The organism is Bacillus sp. LSHTCR4, assembly GCF_057197025.1.
In genome coordinates, this window is sequence record NZ_JBXUNO010000001.1 from 703,107 (window position 1) to 717,759 (window position 14,653).

17 protein-coding genes are annotated in these 14,653 nt (G+C 36.3%); 11 read left to right on the forward strand and 6 right to left on the reverse strand.

Features of this window, described 5'->3' with window-relative positions; genetic code table 11:
- Nucleotides 1–6 precede the first annotated feature (6 nt).
- From flgE to AC2CGR_RS03670, 5 genes are all read left to right on the forward strand, one after another.
- Entirely contained in the window at nt 7–1,230 is a 1,224-nt protein-coding gene (gene flgE, locus AC2CGR_RS03650) for a flagellar hook protein FlgE (protein WP_484480522.1), read from the forward strand.
- Nucleotides 1,231–1,279: 49 nt separating this feature from the next.
- Nucleotides 1,280–1,615, forward strand: a complete 336-nt coding sequence (locus AC2CGR_RS03655) for a DUF3964 family protein (protein ID WP_484480523.1) — start codon at nt 1,280–1,282, stop codon at nt 1,613–1,615.
- A 326-nt stretch (nt 1,616–1,941) separates the two neighbouring features.
- Nucleotides 1,942–2,427: a LysR family transcriptional regulator gene (locus AC2CGR_RS03660; protein WP_098314343.1), complete on the forward strand. Its 486-nt coding sequence runs from the start codon at nt 1,942–1,944 to the stop codon at nt 2,425–2,427.
- Between the two features lie 128 nt (nt 2,428–2,555).
- On the forward strand, nt 2,556–3,464 hold the full coding sequence (locus AC2CGR_RS03665) for a chemotaxis protein (RefSeq protein WP_000075953.1): 909 nt from the start codon (nt 2,556–2,558) through the stop codon (nt 3,462–3,464).
- A 735-nt stretch (nt 3,465–4,199) separates the two neighbouring features.
- Nucleotides 4,200–5,147, forward strand: coding sequence for a DNA-binding domain-containing protein (locus AC2CGR_RS03670; protein ID WP_484480907.1), 948 nt, complete (start codon nt 4,200–4,202; stop codon nt 5,145–5,147).
- Between the two features lie 93 nt (nt 5,148–5,240).
- On the opposite strand, the gene AC2CGR_RS03675 is transcribed toward AC2CGR_RS03670, so the two are convergent.
- The 6 genes from AC2CGR_RS03675 to AC2CGR_RS03700 all read right to left on the reverse strand — a co-directional run bounded on the left by AC2CGR_RS03675 (nt 5,241) and on the right by AC2CGR_RS03700 (nt 10,864).
- Nucleotides 5,241–6,041: a flagellin N-terminal helical domain-containing protein gene (locus AC2CGR_RS03675; protein WP_484480524.1), complete on the reverse strand. Its 801-nt coding sequence runs from the start codon at nt 6,039–6,041 to the stop codon at nt 5,241–5,243.
- Nucleotides 6,042–6,259: 218 nt separating this feature from the next.
- The gene (locus tag AC2CGR_RS03680) at nt 6,260–7,189 is read right to left on the reverse strand and encodes a flagellin N-terminal helical domain-containing protein (RefSeq protein WP_484480525.1); all 930 of its coding nucleotides are present in this window, start codon (nt 7,187–7,189) and stop codon (nt 6,260–6,262) included.
- A gap of 67 nt (nt 7,190–7,256) precedes the next feature.
- Nucleotides 7,257–8,120 carry a flagellin N-terminal helical domain-containing protein gene (locus AC2CGR_RS03685; protein WP_484480526.1) on the reverse strand — a complete coding sequence of 288 codons (864 nt, stop codon included), beginning with the start codon at nt 8,118–8,120 and terminating at the stop codon, nt 7,257–7,259.
- An 87-nt stretch (nt 8,121–8,207) separates the two neighbouring features.
- On the reverse strand, nt 8,208–9,077 hold the full coding sequence (locus tag AC2CGR_RS03690; RefSeq protein ID WP_484480527.1) for a flagellin N-terminal helical domain-containing protein: 870 nt from the start codon (nt 9,075–9,077) through the stop codon (nt 8,208–8,210).
- Nucleotides 9,078–9,105: 28 nt separating this feature from the next.
- Nucleotides 9,106–9,966 (reverse strand): flagellin N-terminal helical domain-containing protein, encoded by an 861-nt coding sequence (locus tag AC2CGR_RS03695; RefSeq protein ID WP_484480528.1) that lies wholly within the window; start codon nt 9,964–9,966, stop codon nt 9,106–9,108.
- A 64-nt stretch (nt 9,967–10,030) separates the two neighbouring features.
- Nucleotides 10,031–10,864 carry a flagellin N-terminal helical domain-containing protein gene (locus AC2CGR_RS03700; RefSeq protein WP_484480529.1) on the reverse strand — a complete coding sequence of 278 codons (834 nt, stop codon included), beginning with the start codon at nt 10,862–10,864 and terminating at the stop codon, nt 10,031–10,033.
- Between the two features lie 245 nt (nt 10,865–11,109).
- On the opposite strand from AC2CGR_RS03700, the gene AC2CGR_RS03705 reads away from it, so the two are divergent.
- The 6 genes from AC2CGR_RS03705 (at nt 11,110) to AC2CGR_RS03730 (ending at nt 14,642) form a co-directional block, all read left to right on the forward strand.
- Nucleotides 11,110–11,895: a lytic transglycosylase domain-containing protein gene (locus tag AC2CGR_RS03705; protein WP_484480530.1), complete on the forward strand. Its 786-nt coding sequence runs from the start codon at nt 11,110–11,112 to the stop codon at nt 11,893–11,895.
- A gap of 63 nt (nt 11,896–11,958) precedes the next feature.
- Nucleotides 11,959–12,183, forward strand: a complete 225-nt coding sequence (locus tag AC2CGR_RS03710) for a flagellar motor switch protein FliN (RefSeq protein ID WP_000775712.1) — start codon at nt 11,959–11,961, stop codon at nt 12,181–12,183.
- Between the two features lie 14 nt (nt 12,184–12,197).
- Nucleotides 12,198–13,184 carry a flagellar motor switch protein FliM gene (gene fliM, locus AC2CGR_RS03715; protein WP_000012187.1) on the forward strand — a complete coding sequence of 329 codons (987 nt, stop codon included), beginning with the start codon at nt 12,198–12,200 and terminating at the stop codon, nt 13,182–13,184.
- A gap of 10 nt (nt 13,185–13,194) precedes the next feature.
- Nucleotides 13,195–13,554, forward strand: a complete 360-nt coding sequence (gene fliN, locus AC2CGR_RS03720; RefSeq protein ID WP_000680027.1) for a flagellar motor switch protein FliN — start codon at nt 13,195–13,197, stop codon at nt 13,552–13,554.
- A 12-nt stretch (nt 13,555–13,566) separates the two neighbouring features.
- On the forward strand, nt 13,567–13,887 hold the full coding sequence (locus AC2CGR_RS03725) for a hypothetical protein (protein ID WP_000121176.1): 321 nt from the start codon (nt 13,567–13,569) through the stop codon (nt 13,885–13,887).
- The gene (locus AC2CGR_RS03730; RefSeq protein ID WP_001220586.1) at nt 13,884–14,642 is read left to right on the forward strand and encodes a flagellar type III secretion system pore protein FliP; all 759 of its coding nucleotides are present in this window, start codon (nt 13,884–13,886) and stop codon (nt 14,640–14,642) included. Before AC2CGR_RS03725 ends, AC2CGR_RS03730 begins: the two co-directional genes overlap by 4 nt.
- Nucleotides 14,643–14,653 lie beyond the last annotated feature (11 nt).

Genomic DNA, 14,653 nt, shown 5'->3' on the forward strand with positions numbered 1-14,653 from the left:
TACATTATGATTAAAGCGTTATATACAAGTATTACAGGAATGAATGCAACACAAAATGCATTGAGTGTAACTTCAAATAATATCGCCAATGCACAAACAGTTGGTTATAAAAAACAAAAAGCAATGTTCGATGATTTACTGTACAACAATTCAATTGGTGCGAAAGGCGACGATAGATACGCAGGGACGAATCCAAAAAGTATTGGTAACGGTGTGAAAATGAGCGGAACAGTGACGGATTATACCGATGGCACAATTACGTTAACTGGTGGTAAAACACAAGCTGCAATGGAAGGTAATGGTTTCTTCGTCGTAGGTGATTCAAAAGCAGGAAATATGGAATTTACACGTAAAGGAACATTTACAATATCTTCAGATTACTATATTACGAATACGGAAGGGCAATATGTATTCGCTTATCCAGCAGATCCATCAACTGGTAATGTTGATTTATCTGGTATCCCGGGACCATTGCAAGTTCCAATGGGATCAGCAATCGGTGGTATTCGAACATCAAAAGGAGTCGTTGGAGGGAACATTCCAGCTGATGCAAAACAGATTACGCAGGAATTGCCTGTATACGATAATGCCGGTAATACATGGACAATGCGCGTGGAGTTTAAACAAGATGGTGAACATAATTATAAATATAAAGTATATATGCGTAACGACTCGAAAAAAGAAACAGCGTTTAACGAGGTTAATGGCGCAGGTGATGAGGTGAAATTCGATGCGGTAGGGAAGCCGGATCCGGTAAACCCTGAAGCGAATATTCCTTTTAATGGTGGAACAGTAAAAATAGATTTTAGTAAATTAACAAACCACCCGACAGAGAAAACATTAGCAGTAACAGATGTAGATGGTAGAGCAGCAGCGACTGTAAAAGATTGCTTTATTGCTGACGGTGGATATGTGATGGTAAAATACTCGGATGGAAGTATGAAAGCTGCGGGGCAATTAGCTGTTGCGATGTTCCCGAACGAAGGCGGCTTAATGAAAACTGGTAATGGTAACTATACAGCGACGAATACAACTGGTATTTTAGCAATGGGTGTATCTGGTCAAAATGGTGCAGGAAAAGTACGTGGTGGTGCACAAGAAGGTGCAAACGTAGATTTATCTGTAGAATTCGTTGACTTAATGCTATACCAACGCGGTTTCCAAGGGAATGCGAAAGTAATTAAAATTTCAGATGAAGTATTAAATGAAGTTGTAAACTTAATTCGATAATATATAATAAAGAAAAATTGTAATGTAGTAGAAAGGGTTTTTTATTCGTATGACAAGACAAGAGCGAATTTTACAATTGCCTTTTTTCGAAAATAAACGTGAACTTGCCGAGCAAGTGTTAAAAATGGAACGAGAAGAGCATTTATATTTACCAGATCAATTTGAAATTAAACAAGTGCCTCCCTATTCATTTGGTGAAAAACAAGCAATCATTGGCCGCATTCACGAATTTTATTTCGTAAGTGTTGGTAGCGAAGGTGAGTGGAAGTATCAACTGTTTAAGGATGAGATGAAGTGCCGTGAGTTTTTTGTTACGTTGCCGGATATTGCGGATCAGCAGATAGCGTTTTGGTTCAATAACATCGAGTTACTGAAAAGATCTTAACAGCTTTTAAAAGCCCTTTTTTAGGTTTTGAGAGAGGACCTGGCGTTATGTGGGTGCTCGACCGTTGTTTAAGACCAGAGATATGTAGAGTTACTAGGTTAGTTTAGAAAGATTTAAGCGAAGTGTGGCCGCAGTCGTCGGTGCCAATAAGTAACTCGCGTGTTGTAAGAACAGAGATATTGATTGGTTCTAAGGCAAATTGTTGGGTAGTGCTTCTTCGTCCTTTGACGATAGGATCTATCTAAGTTTAGAAGCGTTAATATGAAATGAGTTTAAGTTAATTTATACAATTAGACTGAATTTCTATAAAAGGAGAGGTGAGGAGGATGGCGCAGAATAAGTATCGCGTTACATTCATTTCGCCGAGTGAGGTTGAGCAGCGGACTGTAATGACAGCGAGTAGTTTGCCAGATTTAATTCGTAAAGTAGAGAGTATTATTGCAGATCCTAACGGTTATTTTGTAAATGATAAAAAAAATAATTGCTATTTTAAAGTGATGAAAGAAAATGTTACATTCATTCAATATGAGTTACTATTTTCGGATAAAGAGATTCATATTGAAAAATTAAAACATATAGCACCGGCAGTATTAAAACGATTATTTGAAAAAATAAATGATCCGGAACTATATGCACTTGCGCTACTGGATGTTGATATAGCAACGAAAGAATACGTGCTAGAAGTAATGAATACTGAGTTAAGAATAAGAGTCGAAACAGAGCTTTCGAAAAAATGGGAAGCGATGCCGACAGAAATTGTAGGAGCGCAAGAAGTGTTATTAGAAGCACTTTCTTCGTTTATACAAGAGTAATCGCTTTTTTAAATAAAGAAATGAATCGTTCGACTATCTATATTTTTTATATAGGTAGTTGACTTTTTCGGTTTAATAAAGCTTAATAATTAGATATACGGAAATAATGAAAGGGGAGCGACACCTTTATGTCACAAGCACAAAGTATTTTATTAGAAAGCGGAACAAATGAATTAGAGATTGTTACATATACTGTTGGTGAAAACCTATTTAGTATTAACGTAATGAAAGTACGTGAAATCATTAATCCATTCCCTGTTACAACTGTGCCAGAATCTCATCATGCAGTTGAAGGTGTTGTTCAAGTACGCGGTGAAATTTTACCTGTTATTAACTTAGCGACAGCTCTTAATTTAAAATCGACAAAGCCACTTGATCAAACGAAATTTATCATTTCAGAATTAAACCAAATGAAAGTTATTTTCCGCGTGGATGAAGTGCACCGTATTCAACGTATTTCTTGGGAGCAAATTGATGAGCCAGCTTCATTGTCTATGGGACTAGAAGAAACGACATCTGGTATTGTAAAATTAGATGGGAAGATTATCTTACTATTAGATTACGAGAAAATTGTATGTGAAATTAGCGGTACTGGTTATGATAATAAATCACTTTCCAAATTAGAACAAAAAACAGATCGCGGTGAAAAAGTTATTTATATTGCGGAAGATTCAGCGATGCTTCGTCAAATATTAGAAGAAACATTATCATCAGCTGGATATACGAAAATGAACTTCTTTAGCAATGGTGCAGAAGCGTTAGCACAAATTGAAAAGCTAGCGAAAGAGCAAGGAGAAAAAATGTTTGAACATATTCACTTGCTCATTACGGATATTGAAATGCCGAAAATGGATGGACACCATTTAACGAAAGTAATTAAAGATAGTGAAATAATGAATCGTTTACCAGTCGTTATTTTCTCTTCCTTAATTACAAATGAATTATTCCATAAAGGCGAAGCTGTGGGAGCAAATGCTCAAGTAAGTAAGCCAGATATTCAAGAGTTAATTGGTTTAGTAGATAAGTTAGTGTTGTAAAAGAGATTTAAAAGCTTTTTTTAGCTGGAATAGAGGATCTAGCCATGTGTGGTGGCGGTCAGTGCCTAATAGAGTCCCATGCCATGTTAAGACCAGAGATGTCGAGCAGGTTTTAGGGGAATGGAAGAAGTGGATCGCCGAGAGCTTTTTAGAAGAACTGGTGAACAATTTTCTACTTTTTTCTGGAATAGGAAACTAGCCATGTGTGATAGCGGTCAGTGCTTAGTAGGGCCCCATACGATGTGAGATTTCGATTGAAGGTTTGTAGATTCTATTTATAACTCTAGTCTTTTAGTGGGAGAAGGGAACTAACCATGTGTAGTATTGGTTAGTTCCTTTTTAGTGTTTTATACTCTGTATAGGTTGAAAGATGGAACATTGTTGGATTGTTTGTGGTTGTATGAATAAACAATCTTTATTTAAAGATTTTTGATTTGAAAATATAAAAATGTATTCTTGGATTATTTTAGTAATTTTTCGTGATAACGCAAATTTTTTCGGTGAAATTACATTCTAAATACCATATAATATAATTAAAAGTGATTAATATGCAATTATGCATATTAATGAAAAAATCTTTTTCTATTTCTATACTTTCTATACATTTTTGTATGTTTATTATTTGACAGATAATTTCGAAATGTTATAATATGGATATGTAAAAATTGCTATTTTCTTAATAGACATGGGAGTCTGATGAGAATTGTGAAAGGATGAGGGGGAGTGGCACAGATTATGTATCACCACACAGCAATTAATGTATTAAGTCTCTTACAAAACATGTCAAATAATAAAATGAACGATATGCAACTAGAAGCGGAATTTAAAAAAATAGAAAAACAATTCCAAGTAAAGTATGAAGAACTAGTTGATTTATATAATAGAATGGTATTATTTCAAATAGATATAGAAAAACATGGCGGAATACGAGCATATGAAAAATCAACGATCACATGGCTCAAGTCTGAACTAGAGTTACTGTATGAAGTGTATCAATTTTGCCAACGTCACGGTTTAAACATTATTAATATTTCAAAGTATGTTAGTAAAAACGAACTAAATCTTTTCCCGAAAACAGAAAGTCAGTTACAAAATACGTATTACAAATTAAAAAAACGTGAAATACCGTTTGAAAATATTGAAAAACAAAAACCTGGACGCAAGCGCAAATATATACCTGTAAAAGAAACAAATGTTGAAACGAAAAAAGAAAACAACCAAGTATTAAAAAAGGAAGTACAGCATAAAGAGAGTGAAAAAAGCCTCGTAACAGTTATATCTGGTATCGTTGATAACTTTGAGACAATTAATCAACATAGTGAAAGAAAAGAAGATGAGCTGCATCAGTTTATGGAAGGTATTTATAAGCTTTCTAGCATGGCCGCAGGGCATTTTAAAGAAGAGTCTAATAGGAGTAGTCTGGAAAGTGAGTTGCGCGCGCTACGATCGGAAAATGAACGATTAAAACGAGAAAAAGAAGAACTTGTGCAAGATGTGAAAGACATGACGCAACAGTTAGTTTATTTCATTAAAAGCTCCGACGTCGATCAAATTCGTAAATTACCAACTTTCGTACAAGATTGTAAAATAGAATTAAATAAACTGGGACTATATAACGCACAAGACGGAAAAATGAAAATAAGAATCGACCGTAGAGGACAAGTTATGACGGTAGCACCATAAAAGTATTGGGTACAAAATAAAAGGGAAGTACATAGTTTATATGTATTTCCCTTTTGCTTTTGTATGGAATCGGTTCAAAGAGTGGAAAGACAATTATGATTGCAGTAATTTAGAAAACATTTGCGGAATTTGATTTGCTTGTGAAACCATACTAAGTGCAACTTCAGTTAATAATTTATACTTAATAAAGCTACTCATCTCCTGCGCCATATCCGCATCTTCAATTTGAGAAGCAGCATCTGTTAATGCTGTACTTTGACTATTTAAATTTTCGATATTGAAATGTAAACGGTTTATCATGGCACCGAGATCAGCACGATGCAGTAATACGTTGTGCAATGCGTTTTCAATTTTATTAATTGCTGCTTTTGCTTCTTGTTCTGTGGAAATCTTGATGTCTTTTTGTTTTGAGAGAGGGGGAGCCTGTTTTGTGCTCCTTATCGCATGAGTAGTATCATTTAAAATTATAGGACGACCTTCTTCATCAAACTGAGGTATGTCATTGAATTCAGTCACCTTGTTAATGTAATCGATTTGCTCTGCTAAAGCTTGGAACTCTTTATCTAGTAAATTACGGTTTTCGTCTGAATTTGTACCAGTAGCTGATTGAACAGCTAAATCACGCATACGCTGTAAAATGTTTGTAACAGTTTGAAGAGCGGCTTCAGCTGTACGAAGTATCGATATTGTATCTTCATTATTACGAATTGAAACGCGCATACCGTCCGCACTCGCATGCATACGAGTAACAATTGCGATATTAGCAGGGCCATCTGAAGCGTGGTTTAATCTTTTACCAGTTGACAAGCGCTCCATTGCAACATTCATATGTTTTTCATTTTCATACAACGCTAGCCTAGCATTTATGCTTAACACATTCGTACCAATACGCATTATGGACACTCCTTATAGATTGAAAGAGTTAGTAGATTAAAGCTAAGAGATAATTATGAAAAGAGGATTTATACGTACTTGTATTTTATTACTTTAATAAACGGATCGAGGGTGAAATAAGTACGGACCTTTTCTAAGAAGTTTTTAATCTGTCTATATAGAAAAAATAAACCTCCCCACGAGTTGAGAGGTTTATTTTTGAAGTTAACTCAAATGGATTATTGTAATAACTTAGAAACCATTTGAGGAGTTTGGTTTGCTTGAGAAAGCATGCTGATACCAGCTTCGTTCAAGATTTTGAACTTCGTCATCTCAGACATCTCTTTCGCCATATCCGCATCCTCAATTTGAGAAGCAGAAGCAGCCATACTGCTAGCTTGGCTATTTAAGTTACCAACGTTGAAGTCGAAACGATTTAGCATTGCACCAAGGTCAGCTCTGCTAGAAGTAAGTGATTTCATTGCATTGTCAATTAAACCTATCGCTGCTTTTGCATCATCAACACTTGTAATACTTTTTGGTTTAGCTGGGTTAGCAGGAGTACCAGGATCCCCCGGTCCTGTTGATGGAATTTCAGCAGTAGCAGCAGTGATTAATCCTAAATCACTAGCCTTAATACTTGCTAGGTTAACATCCATTTTTCCGCCATTAGAGTCAGTTACAATAGATACAGTAAGGTCTTTAGTCTTTTTTGAAGTACTATCTACATCAGGTGCGCCAGCAGAAGTTTTAGCCCCATCCAGCACTGCAATATCATTAAACTTCGTATTGCTAGAAATATAGTCAATTTGTTGAACAAGTTGACCGAATTCTTTATCTAATGCTTCACGATCAGTTCCAGAATTCGTACCGTTTGCAGATTGAACTGCAAGGTCACGCATACGAAGTAAAATGTTAGAAACAGAGTTTAAAGCAGAGTCAGCGGTACGGATTAAAGAAATACCATCTTGTGTGTTACGAGAAGCAACACCTAAACCGTTTTCTTGAGAACGCATACGAGTAGCAATAGCTAAACCAGCTGCGTCATCAGCTGCATTGTTAATACGTTTACCACTAGATAAACGGTTCATAGAAGTGTTCATTTTTTCTTGGTTTTGGCGCATGTACTCTTGTGTACGCATGCTGTTAATATTTGTATTAATACGCATAAAAATAACCTCCAATTATAGAAATAGCTCTTACGTGTATAAGAGCTATTTTTTTATATTAAATAAATTATTGTAATAACTTAGAAACCATCTGAGGAGTTTGGTTCGCTTGAGAAAGCATGCTAATGCCAGCTTCGTTTAAGATTTTGAACTTCGTCATCTCAGACATTTCTTTTGCCATGTCAGCGTCCTCAATTTGAGAAGCAGAAGAAGCCATACTGCTAGCTTGACTATTTAAGTTAGCAACGTTGAAATCAAGACGGTTTAAAGTAGCCCCAAGATCAGCACGGCTTGTTGCGATATCTTTAAGTTTAGCATCGATTGTTTTAATGATATCAGTATCATTTACTTTTGATGGTACGATTGGATCAGTTGGTTGGGCACCAGCTTTTGCTAAACCTAAATCAATAGCATTTGCACTAGCTAATGTAATAGAGATATCAGCAGCTCCACCATCGTCATAAGTTTTAATTGCAACTGATGATGTTGTCGTATGCTTATTAGATGAATCAGTTGAACCATTTAATAAAGTAGTACCATTAAATGCTGTATTTTTAGCAATATAATCAATTTGATTAATAAGCTGACCAAATTCTTTGTCGATAGCAGTACGATCATCAGTAGAGTTCGTACCGTTAGCAGATTGAACAGCAAGGTCTCGCATACGAAGTAAAATGTTAGAAACAGAGTTTAAAGCAGAATCAGCCGTACGGATTAAAGAAATACCATCTTGTGTGTTACGAGAAGCAACACCTAAACCGTTTTCTTTAGCACGCATACGAGTAGCGATAGCTAAACCAGCCGCATCGTCAGCTGCACTGTTAATGCGCTTACCGCTAGATAAACGGTTCATAGAAGTGTTCATTTTTTCTTGGTTTTGACGCATGTACTCTTGTGTACGCATGCTGTTAATATTTGTATTAATACGCATAAAAATAACCTCCGAGTATTTAAATGAGTCTTACGTATATATAAGACTCATTTGCTACATAGTTTAATAGTTTATTTAGTTAAGAAATTATTGTAATAATTTAGAAACCATTTGAGGAGTTTGGTTCGCTTGAGAAAGCATGCTAATGCCAGCTTCATTCAAGATTTTGAACTTCGTCATCTCAGACATTTCTTTCGCCATATCAGCATCCTCAATTTGAGAAGCAGAAGAAGCCATACTGCTAGCTTGGCTATTTAAGTTAGCAACGTTGAAATCAAGACGGTTTAAAGTAGCCCCAAGATCAGCACGGCTTGTAGCGATACCTTTGATAATATTATCGATGACAGTAATTGCGTCGTTTGGTTTAACCTTGTCACTATTTGTATCTCCAGTTTTTTGGCCGATTTGTAGAGTGTCGATTGCTACTGCAGTACCAGTTCCATCAGCATTTGGGGCACCCTTTAAATTAGCTTTTCTAACATCAGTTAGTTTAATGTCAATCTGTCCACCAGTATCGTGGGTTTGGATTTTTACATCAGCTCCCCCTTTTAATAACTCTGTATCATTAAATTTAGTATTCTGTGCAATGTAATCAATTTGTTCAGTTAATTGTCCAAATTCCTTTTGTAAAGCTTTTTGATCATCAACAGAGTTAGTGCCATTAGCAGACTGAACCGCAAGGTCACGCATACGAAGTAAAATGTTAGAAACAGAATTTAAAGCAGAATCAGCTGTACGGATTAAAGAGATTCCGTCTTGTGTGTTACGAGAAGCAACACCTAAACCGTTTTCTTTAGCACGCATACGAGTAGCGATAGCTAAACCAGCTGCATCGTCAGCTGCACTGTTAATTCGCTTACCGCTAGATAAGCGGTTCATAGAAGTGTTCATTTTATCTTGGTTTTGACGCATGTACTCTTGCGTACGCATGCTGTTAATGTTTGTATTAATACGCATAAAAATAACCTCCCATTATAGAAATAAATTATTGTAATAACTTAGAAACCATTTGAGGAGTTTGGTTCGCTTGAGAAAGCATGCTAATACCAGCTTCATTCAAGATTTTGAACTTCGTCATCTCAGACATTTCCTTCGCCATATCCGCATCCTCAATTTGAGAAGCAGAAGAAGCCATACTGCTAGCTTGGCTATTTAAGTTAGCGACGTTGAAATCAAGACGGTTTAAAGTAGCCCCAAGATCAGCACGGCTTGTAGCGATACCTTTGATGATATTATCGATAACAGTAATTGCATCTTTTGGTTTAACATTGTTATCGTTAGCTTCTGTGCCTACGCGGCCAATTTGAAGTTTTTCAAGTGCTACCTCTTTGTCAGCGCTATCTTTTCCTGTTAATGAAGCTTTTTGAACATCAGTTAGTGTAATCTCAATTTGTCCACCAGTATCGTGTGTTTGAATCTTTACAGCATCGCCGCCTTTTAATAATGTTGTATCATTAAATTTAGTATTTTGTGCAACGTAATCAATTTGGTCAATTAATTGACCAAATTCTTTTTGTAAAGCTTTTTGATCGTCAACAGAGTTCGTACCGTTAGCAGATTGGACAGCAAGATCACGCATACGAAGTAAAATGTTAGAAACAGAGTTTAAAGCAGAATCAGCTGTACGGATTAAAGAAATCCCGTCTTGTGTGTTACGAGAAGCAACACCTAAACCGTTTTCTTTAGCACGCATACGAGTAGCGATAGCTAAACCAGCCGCATCGTCAGCTGCACTATTAATACGCTTCCCGCTAGATAAGCGGTTCATAGAAGTGTTCATTTTTTCTTGGTTTTGACGCATGTACTCTTGAGTACGCATACTATTAATATTTGTATTAATACGCATAGAAATAACCTCCGATTAGTTGGAAACCTTTTATAAAAGGTTTCCAGAATTTATATATAAAAAATTATTGTAATAATTTAGAAACCATTTGAGGAGTTTGGTTCGCTTGAGAAAGCATGCTAATGCCAGCTTCGTTCAAGATTTTGAACTTCGTCATCTCAGACATTTCTTTTGCCATGTCAGCATCCTCAATTTGAGAAGCAGAAGAAGCCATACTGCTAGCTTGGCTATTTAAGTTAGCAACGTTGAAATCAAGACGGTTTAAAGTAGCCCCAAGATCAGCACGGCTTGTTGCGATGCCTTTTATCATATCATCGATTGAAGTTATGGCTGCTTTTGCAGTTGTATCTTGGGCAACTGTAAGAGAGTCTAATGTGTTATTTGCAGAGTCTTTTAAAGCAGTTTTCTTAACACTAGTAAGATTGATATCAATATTAGCAGCTCCACCATCATCGTAAGTTTTAATGGATACTTTACCAGAAGCATTATTTAATAAAGTTGTACCATTAAAGGCAGTATTGTCTGCAATATAGTCAATTTGATCTTTTAATTGTTGGAACTCTTTTTGCGTAGCTGCACGGTCATCACCAGAGTTCGTACCATTAGCAGATTGAACAGCAAGATCACGCATACGAAGTAAAATGTTAGAAACAGAGTTTAAAGCAGAATCAGCCGTACGGATTAAAGAAATACCATCTTGTGTGTTACGAGAAGCAACACCTAAACCGTTTTCTTTAGCACGCATACGAGTAGCGATAGCTAAACCAGCCGCATCGTCAGCTGCACTGTTAATGCGCTTACCGCTAGATAAACGGTTCATAGAAGTGTTCATTTTTTCTTGGTTTTGACGCATGTACTCTTGTGTACGCATGCTATTAATGTTTGTATTAATTCTCATGTAAAGAACCCCCATTTTTTTATATTGATTTTTCTGTTAATTAATAAACGTAAATATGCAAAAAAATCGATTTCGAATTAATTGTAATCCGTGGTATATATCGTGTCAACGAATAATTGTAATTAATGAATATGGAAAAATAGCAGTTTAACAATCTATTCATTTTTTTATTGCAAAGGATTATTGCAAACTTTACGAAAAAACTCTAATATTAGATTATCTTTGTTTACCGAAAAGGTGATATTATGATAGTTGGAAATATAGTAAAAGAAGTACTTGCATATAAAAAAGGACAGTTTCAGCAAAAGTTAAGTAGTCCGCAGGCTTTCGTTAGTAGTCGTTTTCAAGAAAAGTTGCAAAGCGAGCCTATGAAGGAGACGAAGGCTACTACGCAGGCGGCAAAAGTAGAGGATATGAGTCAGCCGGTACAATCTACGAAAATAGAAGCGGTTGTGAATAAACCGGAAGCATCTATTCATAAAGTAGAGGAAGTAAGTAAGCCGGAAGAAAAGCCTGAAACGAAGAAAGCCGATGATGTGCAAGTCGCGCAAAAAGAGTTTGAACGACGTTTCCCGGAAACGAAAAATGAGGCTGTTGATACGTGGGGATTAACGAAGAAGTATAATATTCAAAAAATACGTTCTTCAAATGAAGGGAAGTATGAGGATATTATAGATAGAGTAAGTCGTACATACGGAATTCCGAAAACGTTAATTCAAAAAATGATTGAAGTAGAGTCTGATTTTAATCCGAAAACGGTGTCTCATGCAGGGGCGATGGGCCTTATGCAGCTTATGCCGGCGAATGTAAAAGAGATGGGTATAAAAAATCCATTTTCACCAGCTGAAAGTATTGAAGGCGGTGTGAAAGAGTTAAGCGGTTATTTAAAGAAAAATAACGGTGACTTAGTATTGGCGCTTGCTTCTTATAATGCTGGTCCTGGTAATGTGAGAAAGTACGGAGGCGTACCTCCATTTAAAGAAACGCAAGGATATATTAAAAAAATATTAAATATCGACGTTTCAAAATAAGAGATTTCATTATATAGAGAGAACATGAAATTTTCGTGAACATGATATGGGAGTTGGCTAGATTTGAAATTACAAGATGATATTCCGTTAACAATTTATTTTGAAATCGGAAATACGAAAAAGAAAATTGAAGATCTGCTTCATATTACGAAAGGTACATTGTATCGTCTTGAAAATTCAACGAAAAATACGGTGCGTCTTATGCTTGAGAATGAAGAGATTGGAACCGGAAAGATTTTGACGAAGAATGGAAAAATGTACGTTGAAATCGTTGAATTGAAAAGGTAGGGAAGGGGATTTTCATGAGTGGCGATAAATTAAGCCAAGAGCAAATTGATGCCCTGCTGAAGGCGGTAAATGAAGGCGAGGAAATGCCAGCTTTCGCACAAGAAGCAGGGAAGCAAGATAAATTTCAAGAGTATGATTTTAATAGACCAGAGAAGTTCGGTGTTGAACATTTACGTAGTTTGCAAGCGATTGCTTCTACGTTTGGTAAACAGACGTCACAGACGTTGTCAGCGCGTATGCGTATTCCGATTGACTTAGAGCCTTCGACAGTGGAGCAAGTTCCATTTACAAGTGAATACGTGGAGAAAATGCCGAAAGATTATTATTTATATTGCGTCATTGATCTCGGGCTTCCAGAGCTTGGAGAAATTGTTATTGAGATTGATTTAGCATTTGTTATTTACATTCATGAGTGCTGGCTTGGCGGAGATAGTAAACGTAATTTTACGATGCGTAGACCATTAACTGCGTTCGAGTTTTTAACGCTTGATAATATTTTTGCGCTTCTATGCAAAAATTTAGAGCAATCATTTGAAAGTGTTGTAGCGATTAAACCGACATTTGTAACGACAGAGACAGATCCGAATGCACTTAAGATTACGACAGCGAGTGATATTATTTCATTACTGAACGTAAATATGAAAACGGATTTTTGGAATACGACAGTTCGTATTGGGATTCCATTCTTATCGGTTGAAGAAATTATGGATAAGTTAACGTCTGAAAATATTGTCGAACATTCTTCGGATAAGCGTAAAAAGTATACATCTGAAGTAGAAGTGAAAGTAAATCAAGTGTATAAACCAGTTCACGTTGCGATTGGTGAGCAGAAGATGACAATGGGTGAGATTGAACAAATTGAAGAAGGCGATATTATCCCGCTTCATACGAAAGTTTCGGATGAATTGCTTGGGTTTGTAGATGGAAAACATAAATTTAATTGTTTTATTGGAAAAGATGGAACGCGTAAGGCGCTCTTATTTAAAAGTTTTGTAGAGTAGGAGGATCCATATGAAGCATGAAGTATCTCCTGTGTCATTAATGGGATTAGAAGAATTTGCAGGGAAGCGAAATGAAACAAGTAAAGCACATATTGATACCGTTTCGGATATTTCGATTGAACTTGGTGTAAAGCTTGGGAAAACATCTATTACGCTTGGTGATGTGAAAGAGTTAAAAGTGGGCGATGTTCTGGAAGTAGAGAAAAACTTAGGACATAAAGTAGATGTGTATTTAAGTAATATGAAAGTCGGCATTGGAGAAGCGATCGTAATGGACGAGAAGTTCGGTATTATCATTTCTGAAATTGAAGCTGACAAGAAGCAAGCTGCGCTTATGAAAGCGCAAAGTCAAATGCAAGATAAAGAGTAGAGGAGGAGTCATATGTCGTATATGACGACCTTATTTCAAGTCGTTTTACTGTTTGGTGCGCTCGGTTACGGTGCATATTATATGACGAAAAAGACGCGCAAACAGCAGTTTTTTAAACAAGGTGAAAATGGCCACATTCAAGTGAAAGACGGCGTTTATTTAAATCATCAAACGAGTGCCTTTTTATTTGAAGTAGACGGCAAGCAAGTATTCACTGTTATTAGTAATAACGGTGTACAATCTGTGCAATTAACAGGAACAGGAAATCAGTTTCAACAAGCGCTAGAAGACGCGGTGAAGAGTGAAACGAAAAAAGTAGAGGATCCATCATGAGAATAAAGAAACAGTTATCATTATTAGCCGTTATTTTCGTATTTTCTATCGTTTTTTCAATTATTTTTGTAAATCCAGCGTATGCGGCCCAAAACGGTTTTATTAATTTCGAAAATGGAAAAGAGTTTACGAGTAATTCAAGTGTACAATTATTTGCACTCGTTACCCTTTTATCATTATCTTCATCTATCGTTCTATTATTTACACATTTTACTTATTTTATGATCGTTCTTGGAATTACGCGTCAAGGACTTGGGGTAATGAATTTACCACCGAACCAAGTACTTGTTGGACTTGCCTTATTTTTATCACTCTTTACGATGCAGCCTGTGCTTGGGCAGCTAAAGAGCGATGTGTGGGATCCGATGACGAAAGAGAAAATAACGGTAAGCCAAGCTGCGGAGACGACAGCGCCGATTATGAAAGAGTATATGTCAAAGCATACGTATAAGCATGATTTAAAGATGATGCTGAAAGTGCGCGGAGAAGAGTTACCGAAAGATTTAAAAGATCTTTCCTTATTTACGCTCGTACCATCCTTTACGTTAACGCAAATTCAAAAAGGATTGTTAACGGGGATGTTCATTTATTTAGCGTTTGTATTTATAGATTTGATTATTAGTACACTTTTAATGTACCTCGGGATGATGATGGTACCGCCGATGATTTTAAGTTTACCGTTTAAAATACTCGTTTTCGTATATTTAGGTGGATATACAAAAATTGTCGACATTATGTTTAAAACGGTCGCCTGAAGCGTTTGATG

Coding starts and splice junctions, on each gene's coding strand:
- AC2CGR_RS03665 (WP_000075953.1), top strand. CDS start 2,556: ATGTCACAAGCACAAAGTATTTTATTAGAAAGCGGAACAAATGAATTA.
- AC2CGR_RS03655 (WP_484480523.1), top strand. CDS start 1,280: ATGACAAGACAAGAGCGAATTTTACAATTGCCTTTTTTCGAAAATAAA.
- AC2CGR_RS03700 (WP_484480529.1), bottom strand. CDS start 10,864: ATGAGAATTAATACAAACATTAATAGCATGCGTACACAAGAGTACATG.
- fliM (WP_000012187.1), top strand. CDS start 12,198: ATGAGTGGCGATAAATTAAGCCAAGAGCAAATTGATGCCCTGCTGAAG.
- AC2CGR_RS03730 (WP_001220586.1), top strand. CDS start 13,884: ATGAGAATAAAGAAACAGTTATCATTATTAGCCGTTATTTTCGTATTT.
- AC2CGR_RS03680 (WP_484480525.1), bottom strand. CDS start 7,189: ATGCGTATTAATACAAATATTAACAGCATGCGTACACAAGAGTACATG.
- AC2CGR_RS03705 (WP_484480530.1), top strand. CDS start 11,110: ATGATAGTTGGAAATATAGTAAAAGAAGTACTTGCATATAAAAAAGGA.
- AC2CGR_RS03670 (WP_484480907.1), top strand. CDS start 4,200: ATGTATCACCACACAGCAATTAATGTATTAAGTCTCTTACAAAACATG.
- AC2CGR_RS03685 (WP_484480526.1), bottom strand. CDS start 8,120: ATGCGTATTAATACAAATATTAACAGCATGCGTACACAAGAGTACATG.
- AC2CGR_RS03695 (WP_484480528.1), bottom strand. CDS start 9,966: ATGCGTATTAATACAAATATTAATAGTATGCGTACTCAAGAGTACATG.
- AC2CGR_RS03690 (WP_484480527.1), bottom strand. CDS start 9,077: ATGCGTATTAATACAAACATTAACAGCATGCGTACGCAAGAGTACATG.
- AC2CGR_RS03660 (WP_098314343.1), top strand. CDS start 1,942: ATGGCGCAGAATAAGTATCGCGTTACATTCATTTCGCCGAGTGAGGTT.
- AC2CGR_RS03725 (WP_000121176.1), top strand. CDS start 13,567: ATGTCGTATATGACGACCTTATTTCAAGTCGTTTTACTGTTTGGTGCG.
- flgE (WP_484480522.1), top strand. CDS start 7: ATGATTAAAGCGTTATATACAAGTATTACAGGAATGAATGCAACACAA.
- AC2CGR_RS03675 (WP_484480524.1), bottom strand. CDS start 6,041: ATGCGTATTGGTACGAATGTGTTAAGCATAAATGCTAGGCTAGCGTTG.
- fliN (WP_000680027.1), top strand. CDS start 13,195: ATGAAGCATGAAGTATCTCCTGTGTCATTAATGGGATTAGAAGAATTT.